The following is a 14,854-nucleotide window of genomic DNA, read 5'->3' on the forward strand; positions in this document are numbered from 1 at the left end:
TCGTCCGGCGGATCGACGCGCCGGATACGCTGCCAGGCATGCTCGCCACCGTCGACGCCGCGACCGAGACGCCGCTCGCGCGCACTCGGCGGGCACGACGGATCGTGCGACTGCTGGGCGAGATCCATCCGGACGCACGGATCGCGCTGGATTTCGACAACCCGCTCGAGCTCCTGGTCGCCACCGTCCTGTCCGCCCAGTGCACGGACAAGAAGGTCAACGAGGTCACACCGGCGGTGTTCGCGCGCTACCGCGGCGCGGCGGACTACGCCGGCGCCGACCGGGCCGAGCTCGAGGAACTGCTGCGCCCGACCGGGTTCTTCCGGGCCAAGACGAACTCGCTGATCGGTATCGGCTCGGCGCTCACCGAGCGCTTCGGCGGCGAGGTTCCCCGCTCACTCGCGGAGCTGGTCACCCTGCCCGGAGTCGGCCGCAAGACGGCCCATGTGGTGCTCGGGCACGCCTTCGACATCCCGGGCATCACCGTCGACACGCATGTCGGGCGGCTCGCACGCCGGTTCGGTCTGACCGAGCAGGACGATCCCGTCCGGGTCGAGGCCGATCTCGCGCCGCTGTTCGAGCGGCGGGACCACACGATCGCCTCCGACCGCATGATCTTTCACGGCCGGCGCTACTGCCACGCCCGCCGGCCGGCCTGTGGGGTGTGCGGGCTCGCCCGGCTGTGCCCGTCGTACGGGACCGGTCCGATCGAGCCGGAGCTCGCCGCCCGGCTGGTACGCGGCACCCGCGGTGATGTCGAGGCCCTGCGATGACCGCGGAGGCCGACGGGAGCGGGACCAGGACTGAGGGCCAGGAGCGGGCCGAGGGGCGGGACGGGGCCGGCGGGGCCGAGGTTCCGGGCTGGCTGCGTGCGCTCGCCGCCGGGGCGGACGAGGCGCTGCGCCGCGGTGAGCTCAGTTGGCGCGAGCAGGAGTCGGCCGGGGCTCGCCCGGCGGCTGTGCTGGTCCTGTTCGGCGAGGGCCCGCAGGGGCCCGACGTGCTGCTGATCGAGCGTTCCGCCGGCCTGCGTCGTCACGCCAGCCAGCCGGCCTTCCCCGGCGGTGCGGCGGACGAGACCGACACCAGCCGCGCCGAGACGGCGCTTCGTGAGGCCGCCGAGGAGGTCGGGGTCGAACCGGCGGGTGTGCAGGTGCTCACCACGACCTCGCCGCACTACCTGTGGGCCAGCCACTACCTGGTGTCGATCACCATCGCCTGGTGGCGTACGCCGTGCGAGGTGGCACCGGTCGATCTGGCCGAGACGTCCTTCGTCTCCCGGGTGCCGCTGGCCGAACTCACCGATCCGGCGAACCGGCTGCACGTGCGCACCCCCAGCGGGCGGACCACCCCCGCGTTTCGGGTGCACGGCCTGCTGGTCTGGGGATTCACCGCGGGCATCCTCGACGTTCTGCTCAGGCTCGGCGGCTTCGAGCGTCCCTGGACGCCCGCCGAGGCCGTCGATCTTCCTTTCCCGCCCCGCGGCCCTGACCCCGCGGATGCCATCGCCACGGCGGAGGCCACCACCGCGGTGGACGCCGACGGGGTCCGACCGGAGAGAGACCCGACGTGACGAAGGTCTGGCGCACGGCGCCGGCACTGCTGGCGCTGCTGCTGGTAGCGGCGCTCGGCCTGGCCGGCTGCGGTGGCAGGGGCGGGCCGAGCGCGTCGGAGGGGCCGACCCTCGCCGCCCAGCCGGGGCCGGGCGGCGTCCAGGTGTTCGCGGTGTCCGGCCTGCCGTCGATGACCTTCTCGGCCAGCGAACTGGTGGCGAAGCCCGGGAAGATCAGGGTGGACTTCTCGGTGCCCGCGGGATCGGCGCCGCACAACTTCGTCATCCCGCGCGTCAACGGCGCGTTCACCCGGATCGTGTCGGCCGGAAACTCACAGAGCGTCACCTTCACGGTGACGGAGCCGGGCAGTTATCAGATCGTCTGTACCATCCATGCCAACATGACGGCAACACTGAAGATCACCTGAGTCGGGTCGGGGGAGCCGCGTGCCCAACCTGCTCGACCTTGCCCTGCTGCTGCTCATCGTCCTGTTCGCGATCTCCGGCTACCGGCAGGGCTTTCTGGTCGGTCTGCTGTCGTTCGTCGGCTTCCTCGGCGGCGGCGTGCTGGGCGCGAAGATCGCGAAACCGTTCACCGAGGCGATCGGCCAGCGCGAGCACGGCGCGCTCATCGGCCTGCTCGTGGTGCTCGGGCTCGCCATGGTCGGGCAGGTCGCCGGCACCGCCCTGGGCGCCGCCGCGCGGGACAGGCTGACCTGGCGTCCCGGTCGAACCGTGGACGCGGCCGCCGGGGCGGTCCTGTCCGGCCTGTCGGTGCTGCTGGTCGCCTGGCTGCTCGCCACCGCCGTCCAGCGCTCGCCGTTCACCTCGCTCGCCCGCTCGGTGCAGGACTCCCGTGTCCTTGCCGCCGTGGACGGCGAGATGCCCGGCGGGGTCCGTCAGACGTTCGCGGACCTGCGCCAGATCGCCGACAGCAAGGGCTTCCCGGAGGTCTTCTCCGGCCTGAGCGGCGAACGGATCATCTCCGCCTCCCCGCCGGACCCGGCGACGACCGCCGCGACCGGTGTGCGCGACGCGGCGGGCAGCATCGTGAAGATCCGCGGGGTGGCCCGGTCCTGCAACGAGCGGGTCGAGGGGTCCGGTTTCGTGTTCGCCCCGCAACGGGTGATGACCAACGCCCATGTGGTCGCCGGTGTGCGCCAACCGACGATCGTGCTCGCCGGCGGTGTGCTTCCCGCCCAGGTCGTCCTGTTCGATCCCGACCGTGACATCGCCGTCCTGAGCGTGCCCGACCTGACCCGTCCACCGTTGCGGTTGCGCACCTCACCGGCGGCCGGCGCGGAGGAGCCGGCGGTGATCGCCGGCTACCCCGAGGACGGCCCGTACACCACGGTCGCCGCGCGGGTCCGGGTACACCAGCGGGCCCGGGCGGCGAACATCTACGAGCACGGCTCGGTGGTACGCGACATCTACTCGGTGCGCGGACAGGTCCTGCCCGGTAACTCCGGCGGTCCGCTGCTGGCGTTGGACGGCTCGGTGCTCGGCGTGGTGTTCGCCGCCGCCATCGGCGACTCCGACACCGGCTACGTGCTCAGCGCCACCGAGGTCGCCTCCGCCGCGACCGCGGGCGGTGTGGCCACCACCCCCGTCAGCACCCAGGGCTGTGCCTGAGCGTCACCTCAGCGGCGCTCAGGCGTCCAGCCAGCGCAGCAGCTCGGCGTTGACCGCCGCCGGCGCCTCCTCGTGCGGAAAGTGCCCCACGTCGTCGTACAGCCGCCAGGTGTAGGTGCCGCTGACGTAGCGCCCGGAGCCCTGGGCGGTCGTCGGTAGCTGGGCGCGGTCCAGCGCGCCGTGGATCTGCAGGGTGTCGATCCGCGACGAGTGGCGCAGCGCGGCCGTGAACCGGACGCCGTCCGGGCGGAACAGGGAGCGGAACACCCAGCGGTGGTACTCCAGCGCGCTGTGGGCGACCCCGGGGATGCGCATCGCCGAGCGGTAGCGCCGTTCGGCCTCGGCGTCCGGGTAGCCCGGGCCGCCCCAGGTCCGCAGCAGCGTCGCCACGTGGGCGGCGTCGTCGGCGACGAGCATCCGCTCCGGGCGCCAGGGCAGCTGGTAGCCGAACAGGTGCCGGCTGGCCGCGCCCTGCCCACGTGGATCGGCGGCGATCTCGTGCCGCAGCCGCAACGGATGGGCCATCGCCAGCACCGCCAGGCGACGCACCGCGGCGGGATGGCGGGCCGCCAGCGTCCAGCCGAGCAGACCGCCCCAGTCGTGACCGACGACGGCCGCGTCGCGCTCCCCGAGGGCGCGGATCAGCCCGGCCACGTCGTCGGCCAGGGTGAACGCGTCATAGCCGCGGGGCGGTTTGTCGCTTGCGCCATAACCGCGCAGATCGGGGGCGACGACCCGGTACCCCGCGTCGGCCAGTGCCACCAGCTGATGCCGCCACGACCACCAGAACTGCGGATATCCGTGCAGGAGCAGGACCAGCGGGCCACGGCCCTGCTCGGCGACGTGCAGGCGGGTCCCGTTGGCGGACACGTCACGGTGCTGCCACGGCCCGTCGATCAGGACACTGGCTGGCTCTGGAACGCTGTCCTCCATCGCCTGCCAGGATGGCAGATCGGTGGCCGGGCCGGACGGCTACCGGCCGTCCAGTACGGCGGGCTGGCTGGGGACGGGACGCTGGCCGTGTGTCGGGGACGCCTGATGGGTCGCCGGGTCGTGCGACCACGAGGCCGTGGCGGGCGCGGGGCCCGCGGGCTTCGGTGCGCCGGTGGGCCGACGCAGAAACGCGATGTCGTCCTTGACGGTCTGGATGGTCCGTTCGGGCGGGGACAGCCGGCGGAATCTGGTCACCGCGAACAACGCGAGGATGCCCGCCACGACCAGGTACAGCAGGGCGGTGATCAGGTAGGACCAGTACCGTTCCAGACCGGCCCAGGTGAACAGCTCACCGAGGAAGATCGTGACGGCGATCAGCGCGCACAGTCCGAGCCCGCCGGCCACCGCCAGGGCGCCGATCCCCAGCGCGGCCGAGGTGGCCTGCCGGGTGAGTTCGGCCTTGGCCAGGTCGATCTCCTGCCGGACGAGCAGTGAGACGTCCCGGGTGGCCAGGGCCACCAGCTCACCCAACGAAGGCTCCCGACCCTCCCTGGTCCTGCCGGCACTAGTCGACGACACCCCTGTCCTCCCTCACCTCGGTGCGACCTGCCACCGCGCCACCCGAACGGCCCGGATGCCACGGCCGACCGGCCCCTCTAGCGCAGTCTGCCCCGCCTGACCGGTGGTCGGGGCCAAACGACGCGGCTGTGGTCCTGTGACCCCGCCGACCCGACCGCCCCGCGGCGCATCCACGGGCAGGTCGAACCGAGGGTCCGCGGTGGCTGTGACAGGCCCGCCGGCCCGGTCGCACCGAACGGTGCTCGCCTCCTGCGGGTGGCCCATACCGGTAGCGTGCTCACTGTGAACTCCCGCCCGTCCGGACCAGTGCTCACCGACGATCCGCTGGCCCGCGTCGCTGCCCTGCCCGGCGTCCGCGAAGCGGCGGACTCCGCCCGCGCGGCGGTGGACACGCTGCTGCGCCACCGTGTCCTGCGCCGCCAGAGCGCCGAGGTCACCACCGAGGCGTCGCTGCGTGCCGCGCGCGCCTCGGCCAGCCTTGAGGGCCACGACGTCAGCCTGGACCTGCTCCGCCAGCATCTCCAGGACGCCAACAGCGACATCCCCGGCGACCCGGCGTCCACCAGCGACCCGGTGTCCACCAGCGGCATCGACCCGGCGCTGCCGGTCGTGCTGGGGACGGTCCGCCTCTACGGCGAACTCGGCATCCTCGCCCCGGCCTGGGAACGCGCGCCCCGGCAGGCACTGGCCCGCATGCACGTCCTGCTCGGACGCGGAGTCCTGCCCGACGAGCTCCTCGGCCGCCCCCGGCCGGACGCCGGCGGACCGGACCTGATGGACCCGCTGCGGTTGGGACCGCCGCCGAGCACCATGGAGGCCTCGGTCCGTCTCGACGGCCTGACCAGGCTCCTCGTCGCCCCGACCACCGCGCCGGCGATCGTCGTCGCCGGGGTCGTGCACGGCGAGCTGCTGGCGCTACGCCCCTTCGGCGTCCTGGACGGCGTGATCGCCCGCGCGGCCGCCCGGCTGGTACTGGTCAGCCGTGGGCTCGACCCGAAGGCCCTCACCGCGACGGACGTCGGGCATCTCGAGGCCGGCGGCCCCGAATCGGACCAGCCGACGGACGAATCGCCAGCCGCGCCCGTGCTCGACTACCGCGCCGCGGCCGACGCCTATGTGCATGGTGGCGCCGCCGGTGTGATCGCCTGGCTGCGTCACAGCGCCCGGGCGCTGGAGCTGGCCGCCCGGGATTCCCTGGCCATCTGCGAGGCCCTCTCCCGCGCCTGAGCGGCTGGCCGGCGGCCTGGCGGAGTCCCTGGTCACGCAGGCTTGCCGCCTTACAGGCAACCGATCAGGGTACCGGTTTGACGCCCTGTGGATGACCGTCATCCACAGGGCCTTCGATGGCGCATGGTGGTCCGGTCCGCTCGTATCCGACCGGGAATCGAGGCGCCATGTCCCCCGCGCTGCCCCCGCCGACCGCCACGCCGCCGCCGGCCAGAACTCCCCCGCCGACAGGCCCCGCGCCCTCCGATCACGGCACAGGCGGGCAGCCGCACCGGCCGCTGCTGGTGACCGGCCAGCCAGAACTGCTGGAAAGGCTGCTCCGGCTGACCGACGCCGCCGCGGTGGAGCCGACCGTCGCGCTCGATCCGTCCACCGTGCGCCAGGGCTGGGTGTCCGCGCCCCTCGTGGTCGTGGGCATGGACCGGGCCGCGGCGTGCCTTTCCGCCGGCCTGCCACCGCGACCGCGGCTCGTGCTCATCGGTGACAGAACCGCCAACAAGCGGGTGTGGGAGTACGGCGCCGACCTTGGCGCCGACCATGTGCTTTTCCTGCCGGCGGCGGCGGGCTGGCTCACGGCGGCCTTCGCCGAGTTCTGCGATGCCGACCGAACCCCCTGCGCCACGATCGGGGTGGTCGCCGGCCGGCGGGGCAGCGGCTCCTCGACGCTGTCCGTGGCGCTCGCCCTCGCCGCGCTGCGCAACGACCTGCGCACCATGCTCATCGATGCCGATCCGCGGGGCGGTGGGCTCGAGCCCGGTTTCACCTGTCTGATTCCCGCGGTCAGGGATGGCGGTGGGAAGCTCGGCATCGGTCCCGGGGTCGGGCTCCCCGCGGGCGGGGAGCACCGGGGCGAACTCTCGGTGATCACCTGGGACGAGCAGGCCGGTCCCGAACTCTCGTCCCTGGCCATGACCGACCTGCTGGCCACCGCCCACGCCACATCCGACCTGGCCGTGGTGGACCTGCCGTGGCAGCCGGATGACGCGGCCGCCGTCGCCGCCGCCGCCTGCCGCACTGTCCTGCTTCTGGTGCGGGCGAACCCGCAGTCGGTGATGACGGCGCGACGGGTCGCCACGGCCATCTCCCAGCACTGCGCCGACGTGCGCGCGGTGATCCGTCTGGACGGCACCCCACCACCCGGCGCCGCGCCGTCGGATGCCGGGTCGTCGGATGCCGGGTCGTCGGATGCCGGGTCGCACGCTTCGGCGTCGGGCCGTCCACCCGCGCAGCCGCAGACCCCGGAGCAGGTCGGCCGCGCCCTGGGCGTGCCCGTCGCCGGAGTGCTGGCCGGCGTGCCGTCCGCGTTCGACGACCAGTTGCTGAACGCTCTGGGGCTGCTCGACGTCCGGTCCGCCGGTGGCAGCGGCTCGGGAGCCCGGCCATGACGCTCCAGTCGGCCCGAACATCGCAGCCTCGCCGGCCATCCGGGCCGGCCGGCCGGCCCGCACCCACCGCCGCGGCCCACAGGACGACGGCCCGCGGCACCGACGAGGTGCGCATCGCCAGCGCCGGGTTCGGCGGCGTGGCGGGACTTGGAAACCGGCGAAGGCTCGGGGACGGTCTCGGGGACGGCCCGCGGGATGGGGACAGGCTTCGCGGTGGGGACGGGGGCGTGGGTGGGGTCGGGGCCGGTCCGCTCGAGGAGTTCCTCACCGACCCGCACGTCACCGATGTCCTGGTCAACAGCCCCGATGAGGTCTGGGTGGAGCGGCGCGGCCGGCTGACCCGAACGTCGGTCAGATTCACCGACGAGGAAGCCGTGCGGCGCCTGGCCATCCGGCTGGCGGCCGCGGCGGGCCGGCGGCTGGACCTGGCCATGCCCTTCGCCGATGTCCTGCTTCGGGACGGCACCCGCATGCACGCCGTGCTCGCGCCGACCGCCCTGCGCGGCACCTGCCTGTCGCTGCGGCGGCCGCGGCGGCATCCGTTCACCTTTGACGAGCTGCTGCTCGCCGGGACGATCAGCCCGGCGGTGGCCGCCGTCCTGCACGCGGTCCTGACCGCCCGGCTCGCGATCGTCGTGACCGGCGGCACCGGTACCGGCAAGAGCACCCTGCTCGCCACGCTGCTGGGCGCGGTGCGCCCGGGCGAACGCATCGTCCTGGTGGAGGACACGGCCGAACTCGTCGTGCAAAGACCCGGCCTGGTGCGGTTGGAGGCGCGACCACCCAACATCGAGGGCGCCGGTGAGATCACCCAGCGTGATCTGGTCCGGCAGGCGCTGCGGATGCGCCCGGACCGGCTTGTCGTCGGTGAGGTTCGCGGGCCGGAGGTCCTTGACCTGCTGGTCGCCCTGAACACCGGGCACGAGGGCGGGTTGAGCACGGTGCACGCGAACGACACCGCCTCGCTGCCCACCCGACTGGAGGCGCTCGCCGCCCTCGCCGGGCTGTCGCGAGCGGCCGTGCACAGTCACATCGCGGCGGCCCTGCACGCCGCCGTGCACCTGCGCCGTGATGCCCAGGGGCACCGGCGGGTCCACGCGATCGGGGTGTTCCACCGCACCGCGGACGGCCTGGTCCGGGTCGTGCCGGCGCTGGCCACCCCGCCCGCGGCGGGCGAGCGGCGGGGCGCCGGTCCGGTGGCCGCGCCCGGCCTGCCGCTGCTGCGTGGCCTGCTGAGTGCCCGAGGGGTCGCTCTGCCGGCGCTGGCCGAGCTCCCCGGTCTGATCCGGGGGCCAGCGTGACCGGCCGGGCGCCGGCCGCCGTCGCGCTGGTGGCCAGCGGCCTTCTGGCCTGGCTGTTCGCCGGCCCGGTGGCGGCGGTGGTGGTGGCCGTCACCGCCGGCTGTCTGTATCGCGCCGGCGGCCACGCCCGGCGCCGCCACCATCAGGCGCGGGTGCGGGCACGGGCTGAGGATCTCCTCGCCGCCGTCGCCGCCGAGCTCGACGCCGGCGGACCACCCGCGGTCGCACTCCACGCCGCGGCGAGCGGTGTGCTGGCGACCACGCGGCGCGCCGTGGCCATCCCGGGCGGCGGCGGACGACCCGGATCAGGGTGGATTCCGCTCGACCGGCTGGCGGCCGCGCTCGCGGCGGCGGACGACCCGGGCGATGTGCTGTGCGCGTCCGAGGCGGGGTCGGTCCGTCAGCTCGGCATCGCCTACCGGGTCTGCACCCGGGCCGGCGCCCGGCTGGCACCCGTCGCCGAGATGCTCGCCGCGCTCGCCCGCTCCGATGCCGTGCGCGCCGCGGAACTGTCCGCGGCGCTGGCCGGGCCGCGGGCCTCCGGCCGGCTGGTTGCCGCCCTGCCGATCGCCGGGATCGCCTTGGGCTCGCTCACCGGCACCGCGGTACTGCACACCCTGCTGGCCACCCCGGCCGGTGTCGCCTGCCTGCTGATCGGCGGGCTCGCCGATCTCGTCGGCCTGCGCTGGTTACGGGCCTTCGCGGACGGGGTGCAACGGCGCGCCGGCCCGGTGGCCGTCGATGCCCACCGCCTGGATGTCACGGGCGGTGACGATCAGCGTCGGGCCAGGGCACGGCCCGACGCCGGGGCTCGGCGCGCGCGCCTGCTCGCTGATCTTCCGCTTGCCCTCGACCTGATCGCGGCGGCGCTGCGCAGCGGCGCGACACTCGGCGCGGCCTTCGTGGCGGTCGGTTCCGCCACCGGCGGGGAGCTGGGGGAACAGCTGCGGGCCGCGGCGCGTGCGTTGGCCGCGGGCGCGGACGTGCCCTCGGCCTGCGCCGACCTGGTCGCCGCCACCCAGCCGCGGCACAGGCTCGACCTGTTCGGCCGGTGGAAGTGGCGTGGCCCCCGGGGCTCGCCGAGCTCCCGATGGCCGACGCTGGCCCAGACGGCGGTCACCGCCTTCGACCGGGCCCACCGTTCCGGGGCTCGGCCGGCGGCGGCCCTGACCCGCCTGGCCGAACGAGCCCGCGCCGAGAGCCACGCGGAGACCATCGCCGCGGCCCGGCGAGCCGGTGTGCTCGCCGTGGCGCCTCTTGGGCTGTGCTTTCTCCCCGCCTTTCTTCTGATCAGCGTCGTTCCCCTGGTGCTCGGCACCCTGCCGGCGCTGCTACCGGCCCAGGCCCTGGCTGGCACCTGACCTCCATCCACTCGTCGTCCCGCCCTGCCCCCGCCCGGAGGACTCCCATGTCGTCGCCTTCGCCAAGAACGTCCCGCCGCATCACCTTCTTGGGGCGGCGCTCGGCCCCGGCCCGCCGCCGCGCCCCAGCTGGCCGGCGCATGCAAGCTGGCCGGCGCATGCAAGCTGGTCGTCCTGTTCCGGTTGGCCGTTCCAGCTCCGCTGGCCGGGTGCTCGGGCGTGCGCTGGTCGCCTGGTGCCGCCGTCCTCGCGACTGGCGCGACCGGGGCATGTCCACGGCCGAATACGCGGTGGGAACCCTCGCCGCCGTCGCGTTCGCCGGCGTGCTCTACGCGGCCGTGACCAGCTCGGCGGCCAAGGCCGCGGTCGCCGGTCTGGTGCAGCGCGCCCTGGCGGGTACGTTCTGAGCGGCGGTGACCGTGGCGTGGGCGAACTCGGCCGACAGCCACGGCCCGCCGGCCGCGATGACGACGACGATCGTGGTCAGGCCACCGCGGAGCTCGCGGTCGGGCTCCCATCCCTGGTAGCGGTGTTCCTGCTCGCCGTATGGATGCTCGCCGTCCTGTTCGGCCAGGGACGCTGCGGCAACGCGGCCGGTATCGGTGCCCGGCTCGCCGCCCGCGGCGAATCGGACGCGATCGTCACCGCCGCGGCCGCCGCGGCGGCGCCCCCGCACGCCACCGTGCGGCTGTCCCGCCACAACGGTCTCATCGACGTCGAGGTGTCGGCGAGCATCGGGATGGCGGCCCTGGGGCGGAACGGGCTGCGGCAGGTCGTGTCCGCCCACGCCGTCATCCCAGCCGAGCCGAACCTGCCCCCGGTGGCCGACCCCGATGGCGACAGCCATGACGGCGAGGAGATCCACCGCGGCGACGGCGGCGGCACATGAGCGGATTTCCGTCGCCCACCCGGGCCGGGTTTCCCGCGCACGGTCCAGGCGCGGGCCGCGGCACCTCCGGCCGTTCCGATGACGGCTCGGCGACGGTCTGGCTGCTCGCGGTGCTCTTCCTTCTGATGTGGCTGGCCGGGGTCGCCTTCACGCTGACCACGATCGGTGCGGTGCGCGCCCGGGCGGCCACCGCGGCCGATCTCGCGGCGCTGGCCGCGGCCGGTCTGCCACCGGCCGGCGCCGAGACCGCCTGTGCCCAGGCCGGGCGAGTCAGCGAGCTGGACGGGGCCCACCTGGTCGGATGTCGCATCGTCGCCGACGCGGTGGAGGTCACCGTCCGCGTGCCGCTGCCCCTGATGTTCGGCCTTCGGGCCAGCGTCACCAGCACAGCCCGCGCCGGACCATGGGCCCGTGCCCCCGGGGTGTACCAGCCGGTGAGCCGTCCCGGCGACGGACGGCCTGCTCAGGACCGGACGTTGGCAGGGGTGGCCGTGTCGCGTGCGGTGGACTCAGCGGACGACGTGCGATTGCCGCGAGCCAGGTCGGCGACCCGGGCGACGATGCGGTCACCACGACGCGCAGGCGTGACCGGCTGCGGCTGAGCCGCCGGGGCCGCGTCGCCCGAGTCCTTGGGCGCCGGCGAGGCCGTGGACCGCGACGGGGTGGGCATCCGCTCCGCGGCCCGGCTGGCGGCTGGCTGGCCGTCCACCGACGCGCCGTCGCGACGACCACCGGCGGCCGACGCCGCACCCCTGGCCACAGCCTGTTCGGTACGTCCAGCGGGACGCGGCTCGGTACGTCCAGCGGGACGCGGCTCGGTACGTCCAGCCGGACGCGGGGAGGAGGGGACGGGACCGCTGCTGGACGCGGCCACCGGGTCGGGTCGGGACGCGGCGGCCGTCGCGGGCCGCGACACGACAGCGGTGGCCGGACGCGGCTCGGCAGGGGCCGGACGCGGCGCGGTGGCAGCCGGGCGCGGCTCGGCAGGGGCCGTCGAGCGCGGGGTGGTGGGAGCCGGACGCGGGGTGGTGGGAGCCGGGCGCGGCGCGGTGGGAGCCGGACGCGGGGTGGTGGGAGCCGGGCGCGGGGTGGTGGGAGCCGGGCGCGGGGTGGTGGCGGCGGGGGGAGGTACCGCGCGAGTCAGCGCGGCGAGGTCGCGCTCCCGCTGGCGCTGGACCCGCCGACGGTCGCGGTCGCGGGCCATGCCGTGCAGCAGCAACTGCACGCCGGAGATCACGAGTACGCCGGCGCAGAGGCCGAGCACGAACAGCCCCCAGATATCGAACGACAACGTCTGACCCATGATCATGACTTCGGTGTGGCCGCTGTTCTCCAACACGAGATCCGCGGTGAAGACGCCTGCCACCAGCAACACCACAACACCGATGGTTACCACCGAGACCTCCGGACCGTCCGCGGGAGGGGTCCCGCTGCGCCAAGCCGACGATCTCGGCGTACCCCGGTCACCCCACCGCGCAACCACGAAGAGCCACGGCAACCGCCGAAGGCTCAGGGTGATCCGCGTTTCAGCTGATCAGGGCGGTGATCGCCGTGAGCAGCCGGCCCGCCGCCGCCTTGTCCAATGGCTCGTTTCCGTTACCGCATTTGGGCGACTGCACGCAGGACGGGCAGCCCGCCGGGCATTCACACGCACGCACCGCGTCCCGGGTCGCGGCCAGCCACTCCCCGAAACGCAGGAATCCCCGTTCGGCGAATCCCGCGCCGCCGGCATGGCCGTCGTACACGAACACGCTGGTGCGTCCGGTGTCGGGATGCAGGTCGGTCGAGACACCGCCGATGTCCCAGCGGTCGCAGGTCGCGAACAACGGCAGCAGCCCGATCGCCGCGTGTTCGGCGGCGTGCACCGCCCCCGGCACCTCGGTGGGGGTCACCGCGGCGTCGGCGAGCAGTTCGTCCGTGACGGTGTACCAGACACCGCGGGTCCGCAGCTGGCGCGGCGGCAGGTCCAACGGCTCCTGGCCGAGGACCTCGCCGGTCGCGACGATCCGCCGCTGGAAGCCGACGACCTGGCTGGTCACCTCGACCACACCCAGGTGCACGGCCACCGCCGGCAGAATCCGCTCCCGGGTGGACGCCACGACGCGGATGTCGGTGTGCTCGCGGGCGATCGTCGTCCACGCCGGCGACTCCTCGTGCACGAACGCGACCGACTCGTCGAGGTCGAGCTCGTCCACCACGTAGCTCGACCCCTGATGCAGGTAGACCGCGCCGTGATGCACGGAGCTGTGCGAGGCGGCGGCGTCCACGGTGCCAAGCAGCCGGCCCGTGGACGCCTCCACGATCCGTACCGGTGGGCCGCCGGTGCCGCGGATGTCGACGTCCGGGCGGGTGCGCTGCGTCCAGTACCAGCCGGTGGGACGCCGTCGCAGCCGGCCGCGGCGGACCAGGTCGTCCACGACCCGCGGCGCCGCCGGGCCGAAAAGTTCAAGATCGCCATCGGCCAACGGCAGCTCAGCAGCCGCACACTCCAGGTGCGGACCCAGGACGTAGGGATTGTCCGGGTCGAACACGCTGGCCTCCACCGGCCGACCGAACACGGCCTCCGGATGGTGGACGAGGTAGGTGTCCAGCGGATCATCCCGGGCGACGAGCACCGCCAGCGATCGCCGTCCATCGCGGCCCGCGCGGCCCGCCTGCTGCCACAGCGAGGCGAGTGTCCCGGGGAACCCCGCGGTGACCGTCGCGTCCAGGCCGCTGATGTCCACCCCGAGCTCGAGAGCCGACGTGGCAGCGACCCCCAGCAGCTCCCCCGCGCGCAGCGCCCGCTCCAGCTCTCGGCGCTCCTCCGGCAGGTAACCGGCCCGGTAGGCGGCGATCCGATCGGCGAGATCGGCCTCGACCAGGCCGAGCGCCCGGCGAGCCCCCACCGCCACCACCTCGGCCGACCGGCGCGAGCGCACGAACACCAGCGTGCGCACGCCCTGGGCGACAAGATCCGCCAGCAGATCGGCCGCCTCCGCAGTGGCCGATCGCCGCACCGGCGCACCGTTCTCCCCCTCCCCCTGGGTACCGCCATCACCGCGGTGGGTGTCGTCGTCCGAGGTGGGGGTGTCCGAGGTGGGGGTGTTCGTTCGAGGTGGTCCCGTCCACAGCAGCGGAGGTTCGTAGAGCACGAAGTCCATGGGGCCGCGTGGGGCACCGTCGACATCCACGACCTGGACGTCGAGCCCGGTGAGCCGACCGGCCGAGGTACCCGGGTCCGACACGGTCGCCGACGCGAGCAGGAACACCGGCTTCGCACCGTAACGAGCACAGATCCGCCGCAACCGCCGGATCACGGCTGCCACATGCGCGCCGAAGACCCCTCGGTACCCGTGGCACTCATCGATGACCACGAATCGTAGGCCGCGCAGGAACTGGGCCCACTGCCGGTGCCTCGGCAGAATCCCGCGGTGCAGCATGTCGGGGTTCGTCAGGACGAGACCGGCGTGCGCGCGCACCCAGTCGCGTTCGGCGGGCGGCGTGTCCCCGTCGAAGGTCGCCGCCCGCACGGACAGCCGCAGCGCCCGCACCGCGCGCAGCTGGTCATGCGCGAGTGCCTTCGTCGGCGCCAGATAGATCGCCCGGGCGGACGGCTCCGCGAGCAACCGCGACAGCACCGGCATCAGGTACCCCAACGACTTACCCGACGCGGTACCCGTCGCCAACACGACGCTGTGCCCCGCGTGCGCGGCCTCGGCCGCGGCGGCCTGATGCGTCCACGGCTCGTCGATACCCGCGGCCACCCACCGCCCACGCAACACCGGATCAACCCAGTCCGGCCAGGGTGAACGCTGCCCCACGCGGGCGGCGACCGACTCCACATGGGTCACGCACCGGGCCCGGCGCACATCCGCCCGCAGATCGGCGAGCACCGCCGACTCGCCGAGCGCCACCACGGCACCGAGCGCCCCCGCACCGCCGGACGCACCACCCGCCGGGCGACCGTTTCCGCCCTCCACGGCGACCGGAGAATCCACGATGGCCAAGAATATGCG

General features: G+C 74.3%; 14 protein-coding genes. 11 read left to right on the forward strand and 3 right to left on the reverse strand.

Annotation, left to right across the window (positions count from 1 at the left end; all coding sequences use genetic code 11):
• Positions 1–38: 38 nt before the first annotated feature.
• Genes nth through MXD59_RS00715 form a run of 4 tightly spaced genes read left to right on the forward strand, consistent with a single transcriptional unit; the run spans position 39 to position 3,181 of the window.
• Complete coding sequence (gene nth, locus MXD59_RS00700) at positions 39–773, forward strand: endonuclease III (protein ID WP_163547785.1); 735 nt, start codon at positions 39–41, stop codon at positions 771–773.
• The gene (locus MXD59_RS00705; protein WP_248822998.1) at positions 770–1,570 is read left to right on the forward strand and encodes an NUDIX hydrolase; all 801 of its coding nucleotides are present in this window, start codon (positions 770–772) and stop codon (positions 1,568–1,570) included. Before nth ends, MXD59_RS00705 begins: the two co-directional genes overlap by 4 nt.
• Positions 1,567–1,977, forward strand: a complete 411-nt coding sequence (locus MXD59_RS00710) for a plastocyanin/azurin family copper-binding protein (protein ID WP_248822999.1) — start codon at positions 1,567–1,569, stop codon at positions 1,975–1,977. The genes MXD59_RS00705 and MXD59_RS00710 overlap by 4 nt, the downstream gene beginning before the upstream one ends.
• A gap of 19 nt (positions 1,978–1,996) precedes the next feature.
• Positions 1,997–3,181, forward strand: coding sequence for a MarP family serine protease (locus MXD59_RS00715; RefSeq protein ID WP_248823000.1), 1,185 nt, complete (start codon positions 1,997–1,999; stop codon positions 3,179–3,181).
• Positions 3,182–3,199: 18 nt separating this feature from the next.
• On the opposite strand, the gene MXD59_RS00720 is transcribed toward MXD59_RS00715, so the two are convergent.
• Positions 3,200–4,114, reverse strand: a complete 915-nt coding sequence (locus MXD59_RS00720; RefSeq protein ID WP_248823001.1) for an alpha/beta fold hydrolase — start codon at positions 4,112–4,114, stop codon at positions 3,200–3,202.
• A gap of 39 nt (positions 4,115–4,153) precedes the next feature.
• A complete protein-coding gene (locus MXD59_RS00725; protein ID WP_248823002.1) occupies positions 4,154–4,645 on the reverse strand; it encodes a phage holin family protein in 492 nt (163 codons plus the stop codon).
• A gap of 330 nt (positions 4,646–4,975) precedes the next feature.
• On the opposite strand from MXD59_RS00725, the gene MXD59_RS00730 reads away from it, so the two are divergent.
• From MXD59_RS00730 to MXD59_RS00760, 7 genes are all read left to right on the forward strand, one after another.
• Positions 4,976–5,920 (forward strand): Fic family protein, encoded by a 945-nt coding sequence (locus MXD59_RS00730; protein ID WP_248823003.1) that lies wholly within the window; start codon positions 4,976–4,978, stop codon positions 5,918–5,920.
• A 167-nt stretch (positions 5,921–6,087) separates the two neighbouring features.
• The gene (ssd, locus tag MXD59_RS00735; protein ID WP_248823004.1) at positions 6,088–7,305 is read left to right on the forward strand and encodes a septum site-determining protein Ssd; all 1,218 of its coding nucleotides are present in this window, start codon (positions 6,088–6,090) and stop codon (positions 7,303–7,305) included.
• Between the two features lie 227 nt (positions 7,306–7,532).
• Entirely contained in the window at positions 7,533–8,606 is a 1,074-nt protein-coding gene (locus MXD59_RS00740; RefSeq protein ID WP_248823005.1) for a TadA family conjugal transfer-associated ATPase, read from the forward strand.
• Complete coding sequence (locus MXD59_RS00745) at positions 8,603–9,967, forward strand: type II secretion system F family protein (protein WP_248823006.1); 1,365 nt, start codon at positions 8,603–8,605, stop codon at positions 9,965–9,967. Before MXD59_RS00740 ends, MXD59_RS00745 begins: the two co-directional genes overlap by 4 nt.
• Positions 9,968–10,125: 158 nt before the next feature.
• Positions 10,126–10,374, forward strand: a complete 249-nt coding sequence (locus MXD59_RS26220) for a DUF4244 domain-containing protein (RefSeq protein WP_283096147.1) — start codon at positions 10,126–10,128, stop codon at positions 10,372–10,374.
• A 17-nt stretch (positions 10,375–10,391) separates the two neighbouring features.
• Complete coding sequence (locus tag MXD59_RS00755) at positions 10,392–10,856, forward strand: TadE family type IV pilus minor pilin (protein ID WP_248823007.1); 465 nt, start codon at positions 10,392–10,394, stop codon at positions 10,854–10,856.
• Complete coding sequence (locus MXD59_RS00760; RefSeq protein ID WP_248823008.1) at positions 10,853–11,458, forward strand: Rv3654c family TadE-like protein; 606 nt, start codon at positions 10,853–10,855, stop codon at positions 11,456–11,458. The genes MXD59_RS00755 and MXD59_RS00760 overlap by 4 nt, the downstream gene beginning before the upstream one ends.
• A 924-nt stretch (positions 11,459–12,382) precedes the next feature.
• On the opposite strand, the gene sftH is transcribed toward MXD59_RS00760, so the two are convergent.
• Positions 12,383–14,755, reverse strand: a complete 2,373-nt coding sequence (gene sftH, locus MXD59_RS00765; RefSeq protein ID WP_248823221.1) for a DEAD/DEAH box helicase — start codon at positions 14,753–14,755, stop codon at positions 12,383–12,385.
• Positions 14,756–14,854: the final 99 nt, after the last annotated feature.

The organism is Frankia umida, assembly GCF_023242945.1.
Taxonomy (GTDB): Bacteria; Actinomycetota; Actinomycetes; order Frankiales; family Frankiaceae; genus Frankia; species Frankia umida.